This is a genomic window from Agrobacterium sp. LAD9 (assembly GCF_003031125.1).
GTDB lineage: Bacteria > Pseudomonadota > Alphaproteobacteria > Rhizobiales > Rhizobiaceae > Agrobacterium > Agrobacterium radiobacter.
The window spans coordinates 26,006-41,030 of record NZ_PHGS01000029.1; the positions used below are offsets into that span (position 1 = coordinate 26,006).

12 protein-coding genes are annotated in these 15,025 nt (G+C 61.3%); 4 read left to right on the plus strand and 8 right to left on the minus strand.

Translation table 11 applies throughout. The annotated features are described in order from the left end of the window. Window positions 1–3 precede the first annotated feature (3 nt). Window positions 4–3,678 carry a trifunctional transcriptional regulator/proline dehydrogenase/L-glutamate gamma-semialdehyde dehydrogenase gene (gene putA / locus DA915_RS25925; RefSeq protein WP_107677724.1) on the plus strand — a complete coding sequence of 1,225 codons (3,675 nt, stop codon included), beginning with the start codon at window positions 4–6 and terminating at the stop codon, window positions 3,676–3,678. Window positions 3,679–3,723: 45 nt separating this feature from the next. On the opposite strand, the gene DA915_RS25930 is transcribed toward putA, so the two are convergent. The 4 genes from DA915_RS25930 to DA915_RS25945 form a co-directional block, all read right to left on the minus strand. Next, entirely contained in the window at window positions 3,724–4,548 is an 825-nt protein-coding gene (locus DA915_RS25930) for an ABC transporter ATP-binding protein (RefSeq protein WP_020009952.1), read from the minus strand. A gap of 8 nt (window positions 4,549–4,556) precedes the next feature. Beyond that, a complete protein-coding gene (locus DA915_RS25935; protein WP_003508735.1) occupies window positions 4,557–5,336 on the minus strand; it encodes an ABC transporter permease subunit in 780 nt (259 codons plus the stop codon). Between the two features lie 15 nt (window positions 5,337–5,351). After that, window positions 5,352–6,305 (minus strand): sulfonate ABC transporter substrate-binding protein, encoded by a 954-nt coding sequence (locus DA915_RS25940; protein ID WP_080867112.1) that lies wholly within the window; start codon window positions 6,303–6,305, stop codon window positions 5,352–5,354. Window positions 6,306–6,547: 242 nt separating this feature from the next. After that, complete coding sequence (locus DA915_RS25945) at window positions 6,548–8,077, minus strand: aldehyde dehydrogenase family protein (protein WP_003508731.1); 1,530 nt, start codon at window positions 8,075–8,077, stop codon at window positions 6,548–6,550. A 201-nt stretch (window positions 8,078–8,278) separates the two neighbouring features. On the opposite strand from DA915_RS25945, the gene DA915_RS25950 reads away from it, so the two are divergent. Beyond that, a complete protein-coding gene (locus DA915_RS25950; protein ID WP_107677725.1) occupies window positions 8,279–9,181 on the plus strand; it encodes a LysR family transcriptional regulator in 903 nt (300 codons plus the stop codon). Window positions 9,182–9,198: 17 nt separating this feature from the next. Here the strand turns inward: DA915_RS25950 and DA915_RS25955 are convergent, their stop codons facing one another. The 3 genes from DA915_RS25955 to DA915_RS29060 form a co-directional block, all read right to left on the minus strand. Beyond that, window positions 9,199–10,167: a glutathione S-transferase family protein gene (locus tag DA915_RS25955; protein ID WP_107677726.1), complete on the minus strand. Its 969-nt coding sequence runs from the start codon at window positions 10,165–10,167 to the stop codon at window positions 9,199–9,201. A 105-nt stretch (window positions 10,168–10,272) separates the two neighbouring features. Further along, window positions 10,273–11,160, minus strand: a complete 888-nt coding sequence (locus DA915_RS25960) for a DMT family transporter (protein WP_107677727.1) — start codon at window positions 11,158–11,160, stop codon at window positions 10,273–10,275. A gap of 167 nt (window positions 11,161–11,327) precedes the next feature. Beyond that, entirely contained in the window at window positions 11,328–11,477 is a 150-nt protein-coding gene (locus DA915_RS29060; protein WP_003508724.1) for a hypothetical protein, read from the minus strand. Window positions 11,478–11,540: 63 nt separating this feature from the next. On the opposite strand from DA915_RS29060, the gene DA915_RS25965 reads away from it, so the two are divergent. Then, window positions 11,541–12,857 carry a UDP-glucose/GDP-mannose dehydrogenase family protein gene (locus DA915_RS25965; RefSeq protein WP_003508722.1) on the plus strand — a complete coding sequence of 439 codons (1,317 nt, stop codon included), beginning with the start codon at window positions 11,541–11,543 and terminating at the stop codon, window positions 12,855–12,857. A gap of 86 nt (window positions 12,858–12,943) precedes the next feature. Then, entirely contained in the window at window positions 12,944–13,966 is a 1,023-nt protein-coding gene (locus tag DA915_RS25970; RefSeq protein ID WP_107677728.1) for an NAD-dependent epimerase, read from the plus strand. A gap of 2 nt (window positions 13,967–13,968) precedes the next feature. Here DA915_RS25970 and DA915_RS25975 read toward each other — a convergent pair whose 3' ends face one another. Then, window positions 13,969–15,015 carry a glutathione synthase gene (locus DA915_RS25975; RefSeq protein ID WP_107677729.1) on the minus strand — a complete coding sequence of 349 codons (1,047 nt, stop codon included), beginning with the start codon at window positions 15,013–15,015 and terminating at the stop codon, window positions 13,969–13,971. Window positions 15,016–15,025: the final 10 nt, after the last annotated feature.

Consider the following 15,025-nt stretch of genomic DNA (forward strand, 5'->3'; position numbering starts at 1 on the left):
AGAATGGCCGATGGTGCAAGCAACGCCGGTGTAATGGCGAACGGTATCTTCCAGAATTTTGCACCGCCGGTGCGCGAGCAGAGCCTGCTACGCAAGGCAATCACCGCCGCCTATCGCCGCCCCGAAGAAGAATGCCTGACGCCGCTGCTCGACGCGGCAACGGTGACGACTGAAGAGGCGAAAGCCATTCGCGACACTGCCCGAAAACTGATCGAGGCATTGCGTGCCAAGACCAAGGGCACCGGCGTCGAGGGGCTTGTGCAGGAATATTCGCTTTCCAGCCATGAGGGCGTGGCGCTGATGTGCCTTGCCGAAGCGCTGCTGCGCATTCCCGACACCGCCACCCGCGACGCGCTGATCCGCGACAAGATCGCGCGCGGTGACTGGAAATCCCATATTGGCGGCGGGCGCTCGCTCTTCGTCAATGCCGCAACCTGGGGGCTCGTCATCACCGGCAAGCTGACCTCGACGGTCAATGACAGCGGCCTTTCGGCGGCGCTCACCAAGCTGATCGCCCGGGCCGGCGAACCCGTCATCCGCCGTGGCGTCGACATGGCCATGCGCATGATGGGCGAGCAATTCGTGACCGGGGAGACGATCGGCGAAGCGATCAAGCGTTCGAAGCCGTTGGAAGAACAGGGCTTCCAATATTCCTACGACATGCTGGGCGAAGCCGCGACCACCGCGAAGGATGCGGAGCGTTATTACAAGGATTACGAAAACGCCATCCACGCCATCGGCAAGGCGTCTGCCGGCCGCGGCATCTATGGCGGGCCAGGCATTTCGATCAAGCTTTCGGCGCTGCATCCGCGTTACGCCCGCGCCCAGGCCGAGCGGGTGATGGCGGAGCTTTTGCCGCGCGTCAAATCGCTGATGCTGCTCAGCAAGAAATACGATATCGGCCTCAATATCGACGCGGAGGAAGCCGACCGGCTGGAACTGTCGCTTGACCTTCTGGAGGAACTGGCGCTCGACAAGGACCTCGCCGGCTGGAACGGCCTCGGTTTCGTCGTGCAGGCCTATGGCCGCCGCTGCCCTTTCGTTCTGGACTACATCATTGATCTCGCCCGCCGTTCGGGACGCCGCATCATGGTGCGCCTCGTCAAGGGCGCTTACTGGGACGCGGAAATCAAGCGCGCGCAGGTGGAAGGGCTGGAAGATTTCCCGGTCTTCACCCGCAAGGTCCACACTGACGTCTCCTACATCGCCTGCGCCCGCAAGCTGCTCGCCGCGCGCGATCTGGTCTTCCCGCAATTTGCGACCCATAACGCGCAGTCCATGGCGACGATCTACCATCTCGCCGGTCCTGACTTCAAACTCGGCGACTACGAGTTCCAGTGCCTGCATGGCATGGGCGAACCGCTTTACAGCGAAGTCGTCGGCAAGAAGAAGCTCGACCGGCCCTGCCGTTTTTATGCCCCCGTCGGCACCCATGAGACGCTGCTGGCCTATCTCGTCCGCCGCCTGCTGGAAAACGGCGCGAACTCTTCCTTCGTCAACCGCATTGCCGATCCCGCCGTACCGGTGGATTCCCTCCTGGAAGACCCGGTCGCGGTGGTCAAGGCCTACGCCGTTCCCGGCGCACGCCACGACCGCATCGCAGCCCCCGAAGGCCTGTTCGGCCCGGAACGCAAAAATTCCGCCGGCCTCGACCTCTCCAGTGAAACGACGCTCTCCGCACTGGACAAAATCCTGAAGGCGGGTGCTGCGACCGAATGGAAAGCCACAGCGCCGCAAGCGGGCGGCGAAACGCGCCCGGTTCTCAATCCCGGCGACCACAATGATATCGTCGGCCATGTGACAGAACCGACGCAAGCCGATGTCGAAACCGCACTGCAGCGGGCGGCAGCCTCGAACTGGCCTTCCACCCCGGTGGAAGAACGCGCCACCTGCCTGGAGCGCGCCGCCGACGCCATGCAGGCCGAAATGCCCGCCCTGCTCGGCCTCATCATGCGCGAGGCGGGAAAATCCATGCCGAACGCCATTGCCGAGGTGCGCGAGGCCATCGACTTCCTGCGTTATTATGCGGCGGAAGCCCGCAGAAACTTCAAATCAGGCGAAACGCCGCTCGGCCCGGTCGTCTGCATCAGCCCGTGGAACTTCCCGCTCGCCATCTTCATCGGCCAGGTCACGGCAGCACTGGTTGCCGGCAATCCGGTTCTGGCCAAGCCCGCCGAAGAAACGCCGCTGATCGCGGCCCAGGGCGTGCGCCTGCTGCATGAGGCCGGCGTTCCGCAGGATGCCGTGCAGCTTCTGCCGGGTGACGGCAAGACGGGGGCCGCACTCGTCGGCTCCCCGCTGACGGCGGGCGTGATGTTCACCGGCTCGACGGAAGTGGCACGGCTCATTCAGGGCCAGCTTGCCGGCCGGGTTCTGGCCAATGGCCAGCCGGTTCCGCTGATTGCCGAGACTGGCGGCCAGAACGCCATGATCGTCGATTCCTCGGCGCTTGCCGAGCAGGTCGTCGCCGATGTCATCGCGTCTGCCTTCGACAGCGCCGGCCAGCGCTGCTCGGCGCTGCGCATTCTCTGCCTGCAGGAAGATGTGGCGGATCGCACGCTGACCATGCTGAAGGGCGCGCTGCATGAGCTGCGCATCGGCCGTACCGACCGGCTTTCCGTCGATGTCGGCCCTGTCATCACCGCCGAGGCGAAGGGCATCATCGAAAAGCACATCGAGGGCATGCGCGGGCTCGGCCACCGGATCGAACAGATCGAGCTTGCTGGAGAAACCGGCAAGGGCACCTTCGTGCCGCCGACGATCATCGAGATGAAATCGCTGGCCGATCTGAAGCGCGAAGTCTTCGGGCCGGTGCTGCATGTCATCCGCTTCAAGCGCGACAATCTCGACCGGCTGATCGACCAGATCAACGCCACCGGCTATGGCCTGACCTTCGGCCTGCATACGCGTCTTGACGATACGATCCAGCACGTCCTGTCGCGTGTCGCGGCCGGCAATCTTTATGTGAACCGCAACATCATCGGCGCGGTGGTCGGCGTGCAGCCCTTTGGCGGACGCGGCCTTTCCGGTACCGGTCCCAAGGCCGGCGGCCCGCTCTATCTCGGCCGCATGACGCAGGAAGCGCCGAGGATCGACCGCGTTGCGAGCCAGCAGGATCAGGCAGCCGTAGATCTCGCACGCTGGCTGGACGAAAACGGCGAAACTGTCGCGGCCGAAGCCGCACGGCAGGCGGCAGCACTTTCCGGCCTTGGCTTCGAAACCGAGCTGGCGGGTCCTGTCGGCGAACGCAACGTCTATGCGCTGCATCCACGCGGCAAAATCCTGCTGGTGCCGGCCACTGAACAGGGGCTTTACCGCCAGCTTGCCGCGGCGCTTTCCACGGGTAACTCGGTTGTCATCGACAATGCGTCGGGACTGGAAAAATCCATTTACGGACTGCCCGCAACCGTGACCTCACGGATTGTCTGGGCGGATGACTGGGCAAAGTCCGGTCCCTTCGCCGGCGCACTGGTCGAGGGTGATGCGGCGCGTATCGTGGCAGTCAACAAAAAGATCGCCGCCCTGCCCGGCCCGCTGGTTCTCGTTCAGGCCGCGACAACGGAAGCGCTTACCAGTGAAAGCCAGCCCTATAATCTCGACTGGCTGGTCGAGGAAGTCTCCGTCAGCGTCAACACCACAGCCGCCGGCGGCAATGCCAGCCTGATGAGCATTGGCTGATGATATTGTCCGGCGGGGCCTTCGGCCCTGCCGGTTCATCCTTTATCAGCTGACATCACCACGGCCGAAGAGCTGGTTCAGAACCTGCTCTTCCAGTCTCGCAAATTCCGCCGTGCCGTGGCGGCGCGGGCGCGGCAGTTTCACATCGAGATCGAGCGCGATGCGCCCCTCATCGATGACGACGATGCGATCCGCGAGCGCGACAGCTTCCGAAACGTCATGGGTGACGAGGACGGCGGTGAATTTCTGCTTGCGCCAGATGCGCTCCAGCAGAAGCTGCATTTCGATGCGGGTAAGTGCATCGAGCGCGCCAAGCGGCTCATCCAGCGCCAGGATCTGCGGATGGGCGACAAGAGCGCGCGCCAGCGCCACGCGCTGCTTCTGGCCGCCCGAGAGCACATAGGGCCATTCGCCCGCCCGGTCCTTCAGGCCCACCTCATCGAGAATGGCAAGGGCCTGCTCCTTTGCCGCCTCTCCTTTGGCGATGCCGGTCAGCCCCACGGACACGTTATTCGCGATACGCTCCCACGGCAGAAGACGCGGCTCCTGAAACATCATACGGGTGCGGCTCGATGGGTCTTTCGAGACGGTTCCGGTCGTCGGCGTGTCGAGACCGGCCAGAATACGCAGGAGCGTGCTCTTGCCGCAGCCGCTTTTGCCGATGACGGCCAGAAACTCGCCTTCCCGCACATCGAGATCGATGCCGCGCAGAACCGGCTTGTCACCAAAGCTCTTCGTGACGTTGCGGAAGCTGAAGGCGACCTTGCCATCGGTCGATTTCGTGCGGTGTTCGGTCTTCGCCTCCGTTTCAGGCGGAATGGGTGGCCGGGCATCGGGGCGTCTCAGCGTCGTCACATTACCGGTCGACATGGGTTACCTCAGACTTTCTTGAAGGCTGGATGCCATTGCAGGAAGATGCTTTCGAGGAAGCGGGCGAAACTGTCGGCCAGCTTGCCGAGAAGCGCATAGATGAGGATCGACAGCACGACGACATCGATCAGCAGGAACTCGCGCGCCTGCATGGCCATGTAGCCGAGGCCGGAGGAGGAAGAGATGGTTTCGGCCACGATCAGCGTCAGCCACATGATGCCGAGCGCGTAACGCAGGCCGGTGAAGATGGCGGGCAGTGCGCCGGGCAGAATGACCCGGCGAAACAGCGTGAAGGGCGACATGCCATAAGTGCGGCCCATCTCCACCAGTTGCGGATCGACACCCTGAATGCCGAGCAGCGTGTTGATGTAGATCGGGAAAAACACTCCCAGCGCAACGAGAAAGAGCTTCGCCTCCTCATCGATGCCGAACCACAGGATGACGAGCGGAATGAGCGCCAGATGCGGAATGTTGCGGATCATCTGCAGCGTCGTATCGGTGAAGCTGCGGGAGAATTTGGAGAGGCCATTGGCCAGCCCGAAAATGAAGCCGATGGAACCGCCGATGGCGAAACCGGCGAGTGCGCGGGCGGAACTGACGCCGATATTGGCGACAAGCTCACCCGAGAGCAAAAGCCGCCAGAAGGCTTCCGCGACAGCGGAAGGGGCTGGAAGGACATTGGCTGAAATCAGACCGATGCGCGCTGCAACCTCCCATGCTACAAGGATGAGTGCGGGGAGCAGCCAGCCTGTGATGCCGCCAATCTCGATACGCTTTCCGGTGCTCACGGCGTTTCCTCCGGCTCAGTTCGTCGCGCCCGACCAGACGGCATCCTTGATGCTGATCTGTTTCGGGATCAGGCCGAGACGATAAAAGCGGTCGGCGGTTTCCTGCTGGCTGGCGACGATCTTGTCGTCGATCTTGGTAATGCCGAATTCCGAGCGGTTCGCGGCCAGCGTCTGCGCCTCCAGCGGAACGCCCGTCACCTCATGCAGGGCGGTAGCAACCTTGTCGCGATTGGCGGCGGACCATTTCGCCGCCTCGCCCAGCGCATCAATGGTGGTGTTGATGGTGTCCGCATGGGATTTGGCATAATCGCGATTGGCGAGGAAATAGGTGCTGACCGCAAGCACATCGCTGGTGCGGGCAAGCGTCACCGGCTTGTAGCGGGTTTCGGCGATCGCGTAGAACGGATCCCAGACGGCCCAGGCCTCAATCTTGTCGCTGGCGAAAGCGGCCGCGGCATCGGCGGGGCTGAGATAGACCACCTCGATATCGCTGAACTTCAGCCCGTTCTTCTCCAGCGCCGCGACCAGCAGATTGTGCGCGCTGGTGCCTTTGCCGACGCCGACCTTCCTGCCCTTCAAATCGGCGACCGACTTGATGCCGCTTTCGGGCTTGGTGAAGATCGCCTCGCCCTTGCCGTTAGAGGGAAGAGCCGCGACATAAACGATGGCCGAACCCGCCGCCTGCCCGAAGATCGGCGGCGCATCGCCGGTCCAGCCGACATTGATGGAGCCGACATTCAAAGCCTCCACCAGCGGCGGGCCTGCGGTGAATTCGACCCAGGAAACCTTCACGCCCTTGGCCTCGAGCGCCTTTTCAATGACGCCCTGCTGCCGGGCGATAACCGGCAGGCCGGTTTTCTGATAACCGATCTTCAGCTCTTCCGCCGCCTGCGCCTGCAGCGGCAGGACGGAGAATGCGGCGGCAACAAAAAGGCTGGCGGAAAGCGCACGGCGGGTGATGGCTGGCATTTCATCTCCTTGTCACCAGCCCCTCTGGCCGGTTCACGATATGGAGCAATGCTAGGGTTTTCCAGTAAAACGATAGAGAGACGATAATTCAATATGAGCGATATTGCGGGAATAAAATTCCGCGCAAATGCGTCTTTTCCGCAAATCGTCTCGGGCACCCTCGTCTGACCCATCAAATAGAAATGCCGGCGCGGATGACGCCGCGCCGGCACGATGGATCAATTTTTCTATCGCCGAGGCGATTATTCGATATCGAAGGAAACGCCCTGCGCCAGCGGCAGCGCCTTGGAGTAGTTGATGGTGTTGGTGGCGCGGCGCATATAGGCCTTCCACGCATCCGAACCGGATTCACGGCCGCCGCCGGTTTCCTTCTCACCGCCGAAGGCGCCGCCGATTTCCGCACCCGAGGTGCCGATATTGACGTTGGCAATGCCGCAATCGGAGCCTTCCGACGACAGGAACCGTTCCGATTCCTGCATGTCGCGGGTGAAGATCGATGAGGAAAGACCAGCAGCGACGGCGTTATGGTCGTCTATCGCCTGATCGAGATCGCTGTATTTCATGACGTAGAGGATCGGCGCGAAGGTCTCTTCCAGTACCGGTCCCGCCTGCTTCGGCATTTCGACAAGCGCCGGCTTGACGTAATAGGCATCCGGCGCACCCGTATCCACACGGCCGCCGCCATTCACCACGCCATCATGGACTTTCGCCGCTTCGAGCGCCTTCTGCATGCCGTCGAAAGCCGCCTTGTCGACCAGCGGGCCGACGAGCGCCGATGTTTCCAGCGGGTTGCCGACGGAAACGGAGGCATAGGCCTTTTTCAGGCGCGGCACGAGCTGGTCGTAAACGCTGTCATGCACGAAGAGACGGCGAAGCGTGGTGCAACGCTGGCCGGCCGTGCCCATGGCGCCGAAGGCGATGGCGCGCAGCGCCATGTCGAGATCGGCGGACGGGCAGACGATACCGGCATTGTTGCCGCCAAGCTCCAGAATGGCGCGGGCGAAGCGTTTCGCCAGACGCGGGCCGACATCGCGGCCCATGCGGGTGGAGCCGGTGGCCGAGACGAGCGGCACCTTGGGATTGTCCACCAATGCCTCACCCACGGCGCGGTCGCCGATCAGCAGCTGGGACAGGCCTTCCGGCGCATCGCCGAAACGGGCGGCGGCACGCTCGAAGATGCCCTGAACCGCCAGCGCCGTAAGCGGCGTCTTTTCCGAAGGCTTCCAGACAACCGAGTTGCCGCAGACGATGGCGAGTGCCGCATTCCACGACCACACCGCGACCGGGAAATTGAAGGCGGAGATGACGCCGACGACGCCGAGCGGATGCCAGGTCTCCATCATCCGGTGGCCGGGGCGTTCGGTGGCGATGGTGAGACCATAAAGCTGGCGGGAAAGGCCGACTGCGAAATCGCAGATATCGATCATTTCCTGCACTTCGCCGAGGCCCTCGGAGGGAACCTTGCCTGCTTCCAGCGAGACGAGACGTCCGAGATCGGCCTTGAAGGCGCGCAGCTCTTCGCCGAGCAGCCGGATCAGTTCGCCACGGCGGGGCGCCGGTACATTGCGCCATACCTTGAAGGCGGCATCGGCCCTGTCGACCACGGCGGCGACACCTTCGACCGAGATGGTCTTGAGGCTCGCGACCTGTTCACCGGTCACCGGGCTGAAGGAGGCCATATCGCCGCCGGTATAGAGATCGCGGGCAACGCCCATCCTGTCGAGCAGGGCCGCGGCTTCCTGTTTCACGTCGAGCTTCGTGGTCGCATCCATGTCCATCGTCCTTTTGGCTGAAAGGGGAGGAAAGGCCGTTTTGATACGGCGCTTTCAACTCCCGTCACTCGTCTTTCCCCGAATTTGTCATTCGTTCTTTGAAACTGGCGTTTTGCACCGTTCCATTCTTTCCCGTAATCATATATGGCCATAATGACCCTTTTCCAATGAGGAAAGCGGGTAAGTTGATGCGAGAATGGAATGGATCCGCGCAGAAGACTGGTCCCTGACATCGTTACCCTGCAAGCGTTCGAATGCGCGGCACGGCACGGCAATTTTACGCGTGCTGCGGAAGAACTCAACCTCACGCAGAGCGCGGTGAGCCGGCAGATCGGCGAACTCGAAGCGCAGACGGGAATGCAGCTGTTCGAGCGCATCCGCAGGCGGGTCGTGCTTTCAGAGGCGGGGCGCAAATTCCTGCCCGATGTGCGGCGCCTCCTGCAGCAATCCGAGCAGCTGATGGTGCACGCGGTTTCGGCAGGAACATCGCAGGCATCGCTTTCGGTCGCGACACTGCCGACATTCGGCAGCCGCTGGCTGATGCCGCGCCTCTCCCGCTTCATCGAGACCAATCCTGATATGACGATCACGATCGGCTCACGATCGCACCCCTTCGATTTCGACGAGGAAGGGTTCGATCTCGCCATTCATTATGGCCAGCCGGTCTGGGCGCATGGCACCTGCACATTTTTATGCAATGAGGTGATCGTGCCGGTTGCGAGCCCCGCCCTGCTGCACCGCGCCGGCGTGAACCGGCCGCAGGACCTGACCGGGCAACCACTCCTGCATGTGACGACGCGACCGAAACTATGGACGGAATGGCTGGAGATGAACGGGGTGACGGCTGATAATGCGTATCAGGGCAGCCGTTTCGACCAGTTCTCAATGATCATCGAGGCTGCGGCGAGCGGCATCGGTTTCGCCCTTCTGCCGAAATATCTCATCGAGGCTGAGATCGCCTCCGGCCGCCTCGAAATCGTCTTCGACATCCCCCTTCAGACCGACAAGAGCTATTACGTCGCCCTGCCCGAAGGACGGCAGGACAATGCGCTGGCCCGCGCTTTTCAGGCCTGGCTGCTCGATCAGGTCGGCAAGCCGGTCTAGTCCGTTATCCGTTCACCTCACAGGGAAACGTCATCCAACCCCGGAAGATCAGGACCGACAGGCACGATGCGGGTCGGGTTGAGCGCCTTGATGGAATAATAACCGCGCTTGATATGGTCGATATTGACCGTGTCACGCACGCCCGGAACGTTCAGCACCCGCATCATATAGGCCTGCAGGGCGGGATAATCGGCGATGCGGCGGAGATTGCATTTAAACAGGCCGTAATAGGCGGCATCGAAACGCACCAGCGTCACAAAAAGCCGGACATCCGTTTCGGTCAGGAGATCGCCGAAAAGGAAAGGCCCGCCTGAGACGAGGCGGCTTTCAAGCTCCTGAAGCGTCGCGAACACGTCGGCGAAGGCTTCTTCATAAGCGACCTGCGTGGTGGCAAAACCGGTTCTGTAAACGCCGTTGTTGAGCCGCGGATAGATGTGGTCGTTGAGAGCATCGATCTCATCGCGCAGCGCTTCCGGATACAGGTCCACGCCATTGTCGGCCAGAGCGCCGAAACCGGAATTCAGCATGCGCAGAATATCGGCGGATTCGTTGTTGACGATCGTCTTCGTCTTTTTATCCCACAGAACCGGCACAGTGGCGCGACCGGTATAGTGCGGATCCGCGCTGGTATAGACCTCATGCATATAGGTAAAGCCGTTGAGCGTATCGCGATCCGAGCCCGGATAGTCGCCGAATTTCCAGCCCTCGTCGGAAAGGGCGGGCTCGACAACGGAGACCGAAATCACCTCTTCCAGCTTCTTCAGCTTTCGGCCGATCAACGTGCGCGATGCCCATGGGCAGATCAGCGCGACGTAAAGATGATAGCGGCCGGGCTCAGCGGCAAAACCACCCTCACCCGTTGGTCCAGCCGAACCGTCAGGTGTCACCCAGTTGCGGAAGCCCGAGGTCTGGCGGACAAAGCCGCCTTTCTTGTCGGTCGCCTGCACCGGATGCCAGTCAGCGGTCCATTTTCCATCCACGAGCATTTGCGGCTCCCCGTTCATCTAAAGATGAAAGCCTTATGGGCCGGGTCACCACCGCTTCACAAGCCGCGCTTCGGTTGACGCACTGTTTCCGATCGGCGGATGGGCTCAAAGGCGATTGCGGAAAAACGGGTTCCAGCGCACGGTGCCCAGTCTCACCTTTTCGCGGATCATCGTGAGCAGCCCCGATGCGGCGATGACGCTCAATCCCAGCACCGCCATGGCGTCAGGATATTCGTGGAAGAAGGCCATGCCGATCGCCACGGCCCAGAGGATTTGCGAATAATGCGACGGCGCAATCTGGCTCGCCGGCGCGATACGGGTTGCGACCAGAAGGGTGATCTGCCCCGTTGCCGTGCAAAGCCCGATGAAGGCGAAGGCCAGAAGCTGGTGCAGATCGGGCATGACAAAATCGGGGATGGAGGCAATACCGTTGAAGGTGAGGCCATAGATCAACAGCACGCCCATGATCGAAGTCCGCTTTTCCTTGCCCGCAAGTGAGCGCAAAAGCACGATGGTCATGGCCGCCAGGAACGCGACGCCGATGGCGGCGATATGCCCAAGTTCCAGCGTCTTGAAGCCCGGCCGCACGACGAGGATGACACCGACGATGCCGGCCAGAACCGCCGCCCAGCGCCAGGGGCCGATATTCTCCTTCAGCACGACGGCGGAAAGGACGGTCACGAAGAGCGGTGACAGGAAGATCAGCGCATAGGCTTCCGCCAGCGGAATGGTGGTGAAGGCATAGATGCCTAACATACCGGCGAAGAGGCCGGAAATGGCCCGGCCATGCACGGCGAAAGGCCGGCTCATGCGCCAGAATTCACGCCATCTTTCCTCGCGCGGCTTGCTGAAGAAGATGAAGATGCCGGAAAAGAGGATGCTGAAGAAGCCGATTTCGAAAACGCTGATCTGCGATCCAAGCGACTTGATGGTGGCATCGCCCAAGGAAAAGGTCGCATAAGCGAACAGGCCGAGCAGAAAACCCTTTTGCATTTGAACGTCCCCGAACACCGACCGCAACGCAAAGCTTCCCCCGGTCGCGTGAAGCAACCCGGACGCCCCTTCAAGGGGCAGACAGTCTGGCAGATTTGATCCTCACCCTATGGCTAGACCCGGCTACCTATGAGTGCAAGCCGCAAAACAGGCAAAAATGCGCGATCTCACCGCATCGATGCAATCGGCTGCAAGGTGCGGCAAATTTGTCCCGCCACAGCCATCACATCACCGTCATGGAAAGAGGTTAGCCGGTGTTGATCGTGGCGCTTGGCGACGGGCATGAAGGCGGCTAAGTATGTCATGGTATTTTTCACCCGCCGATTTCCCCGGCCGGTGTCGCTGCGTTAACATGACCTCGCTAACCGAAAGGAAAAAGAATGCGGATTGTGATGATCGGTTCGGGTTATGTCGGCCTCGTGTCCGGCGCGTGTTTTGCAGATTTCGGCCATGACGTGGTCTGCGTCGACAAGATGCCGGAGAAGATCGAAGCCCTGAAAAACGGCCATATCCCGATCTTCGAGCCGGGTCTCGATGTCATCGTCGCCAACAACGCCAAGGCTGGCCGATTGAGCTTCACGACGGATCTTTCCGCTGCGGTCGCCAATGCCGAGGTCGTCTTCATCGCGGTCGGCACCCCCTCGCGGCGCGGCGATGGCCATGCCGATCTCGGTTATGTCTATGCGGCGGCGAAAGAGATCGCCCATGCACTCGACGGATTTACCGTCATCGTTACCAAATCCACTGTTCCCGTCGGCACCGGTGACGAGGTGGAACGCATCATCCACGAGGAAAACCCCTCGGCCGATTTCGCCGTGGTCTCCAACCCGGAATTCCTGCGCGAAGGTGCCGCCATTGAGGATTTCAAGCGGCCGGACCGCATCGTCGTCGGCCTTTCGGATGAGCGCGCCCGCCCGGTCATGACCGAGGTTTACCGCCCGCTTTATCTCAACCAGTCGCCGCTGCTCTTCACCACCAGACGTGCGTCCGAACTCATCAAATATGCCGCCAACGCCTTTCTGGCGATGAAGATCACCTTCATCAACGAGATGGCTGATCTGTGCGAAAAGGTCGGCGCCAATGTGCAGGATGTCTCGCGCGGCATCGGGCTCGATGGCCGTATCGGCCCGAAATTCCTGCATGCCGGCCCCGGTTATGGCGGCTCCTGTTTTCCCAAGGACACGCTGGCGCTCGCCAAGACCGCGCAGGACTATGACGCCCCGGTGCGGCTGATCGAGACCACCATCGCCATCAACGACAACCGCAAGCGCGCCATGGGCCGCAAGGTCATCAACGCGATGGGCGGTGATGTGCGCGGCAAAAAGATCGCCGTGCTTGGCCTCACCTTCAAGCCGAATACCGACGACATGCGCGACAGCCCGGCAATCGCCATCATCCAGACCCTGCAGGATGGCGGCGCGAAAGTGGTCGGTTACGATCCGGAAGGCATGGCGAATGCCCGCCACCTGATGGAAGACATCGACTATGCGGACGGCCCTTACGAGGCAGCGGAAGACGCCGACGCCGTGGTGATCGTGACGGAATGGAACCAGTTCCGCGCGCTCGACCTGCCGCGCCTGAAGGCGATCATGAAAAGCCCTGTTCTGGTGGACCTGCGCAATATCTACCGCACGGATGAAGTCGCCGCGCATGGCTTCATCTATGCCGCAGTCGGTCGTCCGCACGAAGGCGCGTAGAGGTTTCGTTTTTTCAATTTCATTAAAAGGTTTTCTGCGCTTCGGTCAGACCGAAAACGCACCAACGGATTCGGGATATAATCATCATGCGTTATCTGGTTACCGGTACGGCTGGCTTCATCGGCTTTTACGTTGCGAAACGGCTGCTGGACGTCGGCCATTTCGTGACCGGCTTCGACGGCATGACGAAATATTACGATGTCAGCCTCAAGGAAAAACGCCACGCCATTCTTTCCCGCTCCAACGGCTTCCGGGCCGAGATCGGCATGCTGGAAGATACGGATGCGCTGAAGCGAGCGGCAGAGGCCGCCGAGCCTGAGATCATCATCCACCTCGCAGCCCAGGCGGGTGTTCGTTACAGCCTTGAAAATCCGCGCGCCTATATCGATTCCAATCTCATCGGCTCGTTCAACATGCTGGAGCTCGCCAGAAGCCTTGATGTCAAGCACCTGATGCTGGCATCGACCTCCTCCATCTACGGCGCCAACGAGAAAATCCCCTTCGCGGAAAGCGACAAGGCCGACGAGCCGATGACGCTCTATGCGGCCACCAAAAAATCGATGGAGCTGATGGCGCACAGCTATGCCCATCTGCACAAGCTGCCCACCACCGCCTTCCGTTTCTTCACGGTCTATGGACCGTGGGGACGGCCGGACATGGCGCCGATCAAATTCGTCGACGCCGTCTCCAACGGCAGAGCGATCGATATTTACGGGCAAGGCAATATGAGCCGCGACTTTACCTATATCGACGATCTGGTCGAAGGCATCGTCCGGCTGAGCACGGTCATCCCTTCCGAGGAAAACCGGGTCACGCAGGAAGGTGTCACCGACACGCTCTCGCACCATGCGCCGTTCCGCATCGTCAATATCGGCGGCGGCCAGCCGGTGGAACTGATGCATTTCGTCGAGACGGTCGAAAAGGCGGTCGGCAGGCCGGCTATCCGCAACATGCTGCCGATGCAGCAGGGCGATGTGCCCCGCACCTTCGCCTCACCCGATCTTTTGAGAGCCCTGACCGGCTACGTGCCGCAAACCCCGGTCGAGGAGGGCATCAAGGCCCTCGTCGCCTGGTACCGCGAAATGCACCCGGCCGAATTACGGGAATAAGCTCACAGCGTCGCCAGCAGGCGGTTGGAAATGGTGCCGCCGGACGCGCTCTGCATGCTGATCTTGGTTTCCACGGCCTCGATGATCGTGTCGCTGAAATCCATCTCGGTGAGATCGCGGATATTGGAAAGGCCGCCCGGCGAAAACACGTTCACTTCCAGTATCTTGTCACCGACAATGTCGAGCCCGACGAGGAACATGCCGTCCTCCACGAGCTTCGGCCGCACCATCTCGGCAAGCGCCACGATTTCATCCGTCACCTTCACCGCCTCGGCGGTGCCTTTGGCATGGATGTTGGAGCGCAGGTCGCCCTTGGCCGGCACGCGGCGAAGGGCGGCATATTTGCCGTCACGCATCAGCGGCCGGCCATTCATCATGAAGAAGCGGATATCACCATCCTTCGCAGCCGGCAGATAGGCCTGCGCGATCAGATAACCCTCAAGGCTGACCGCTTCGAAAATCTGGTTGAGATTGGCCTCCTTGCTGGAGCCGATCTTGAAGACGTTCTTACCGCCGGAACCCTGCAGCGGCTTGACGATGACGCCCTTGGGGTGGCCATCGGCAAAGGCGCGTATTTCATCGACATTGCGCGAGATGATCGTGGTGGGGCGGACGATTTCAGGAAAGCTCTGGAAATAGAGCTTGTTCTGCGCCAGCGCCAGTCCTTCGGGATCATTCAGCACCACAACGCCGCGCTGTTCGGCAAGCCGCCCGAACAGGATACCCGCATGCACCGCCCACGGTCGCGTCGTCTGGTCGAGTGAGGGATCGTTGCGCAGCATCAGCGCATCGATTTCCTCGACATCCATGGTGCGCCGCTCCAGCGCCTTGTCCCGAAGGGCGGCATGGAAGCCTTCCGATTTCTTGTATTTTGTCTTCGGCAATACGGTGGCATGGATGGTCAGGCTGTCATCCGCGCGCAGGGTAAAATCTCCTGGTGTCAGATAGACCACCTCATGGCCGCGATTGAGCGCCGCCATGGCAAGCAGGCCGGTCGCGTAGTTCGGCTCCTCGGTTTCGATGGAATTGACGAAAAATGCGATACGCATGAAGGCCCTC

Coding starts and splice junctions, on each gene's coding strand:
- DA915_RS25965 (WP_003508722.1), top strand. CDS start 11,541: ATGCGGATTGTGATGATCGGTTCGGGTTATGTCGGCCTCGTGTCCGGC.
- DA915_RS25945 (WP_003508731.1), bottom strand. CDS start 8,077: ATGGATGCGACCACGAAGCTCGACGTGAAACAGGAAGCCGCGGCCCTG.
- DA915_RS25950 (WP_107677725.1), top strand. CDS start 8,279: ATGGATCCGCGCAGAAGACTGGTCCCTGACATCGTTACCCTGCAAGCG.
- DA915_RS25940 (WP_080867112.1), bottom strand. CDS start 6,305: ATGCCAGCCATCACCCGCCGTGCGCTTTCCGCCAGCCTTTTTGTTGCC.
- DA915_RS25960 (WP_107677727.1), bottom strand. CDS start 11,160: ATGCAAAAGGGTTTTCTGCTCGGCCTGTTCGCTTATGCGACCTTTTCC.
- DA915_RS25970 (WP_107677728.1), top strand. CDS start 12,944: ATGCGTTATCTGGTTACCGGTACGGCTGGCTTCATCGGCTTTTACGTT.
- DA915_RS25955 (WP_107677726.1), bottom strand. CDS start 10,167: ATGCTCGTGGATGGAAAATGGACCGCTGACTGGCATCCGGTGCAGGCG.
- putA (WP_107677724.1), top strand. CDS start 4: ATGGCCGATGGTGCAAGCAACGCCGGTGTAATGGCGAACGGTATCTTC.
- DA915_RS25975 (WP_107677729.1), bottom strand. CDS start 15,015: ATGCGTATCGCATTTTTCGTCAATTCCATCGAAACCGAGGAGCCGAAC.
- DA915_RS25930 (WP_020009952.1), bottom strand. CDS start 4,548: ATGTCGACCGGTAATGTGACGACGCTGAGACGCCCCGATGCCCGGCCA.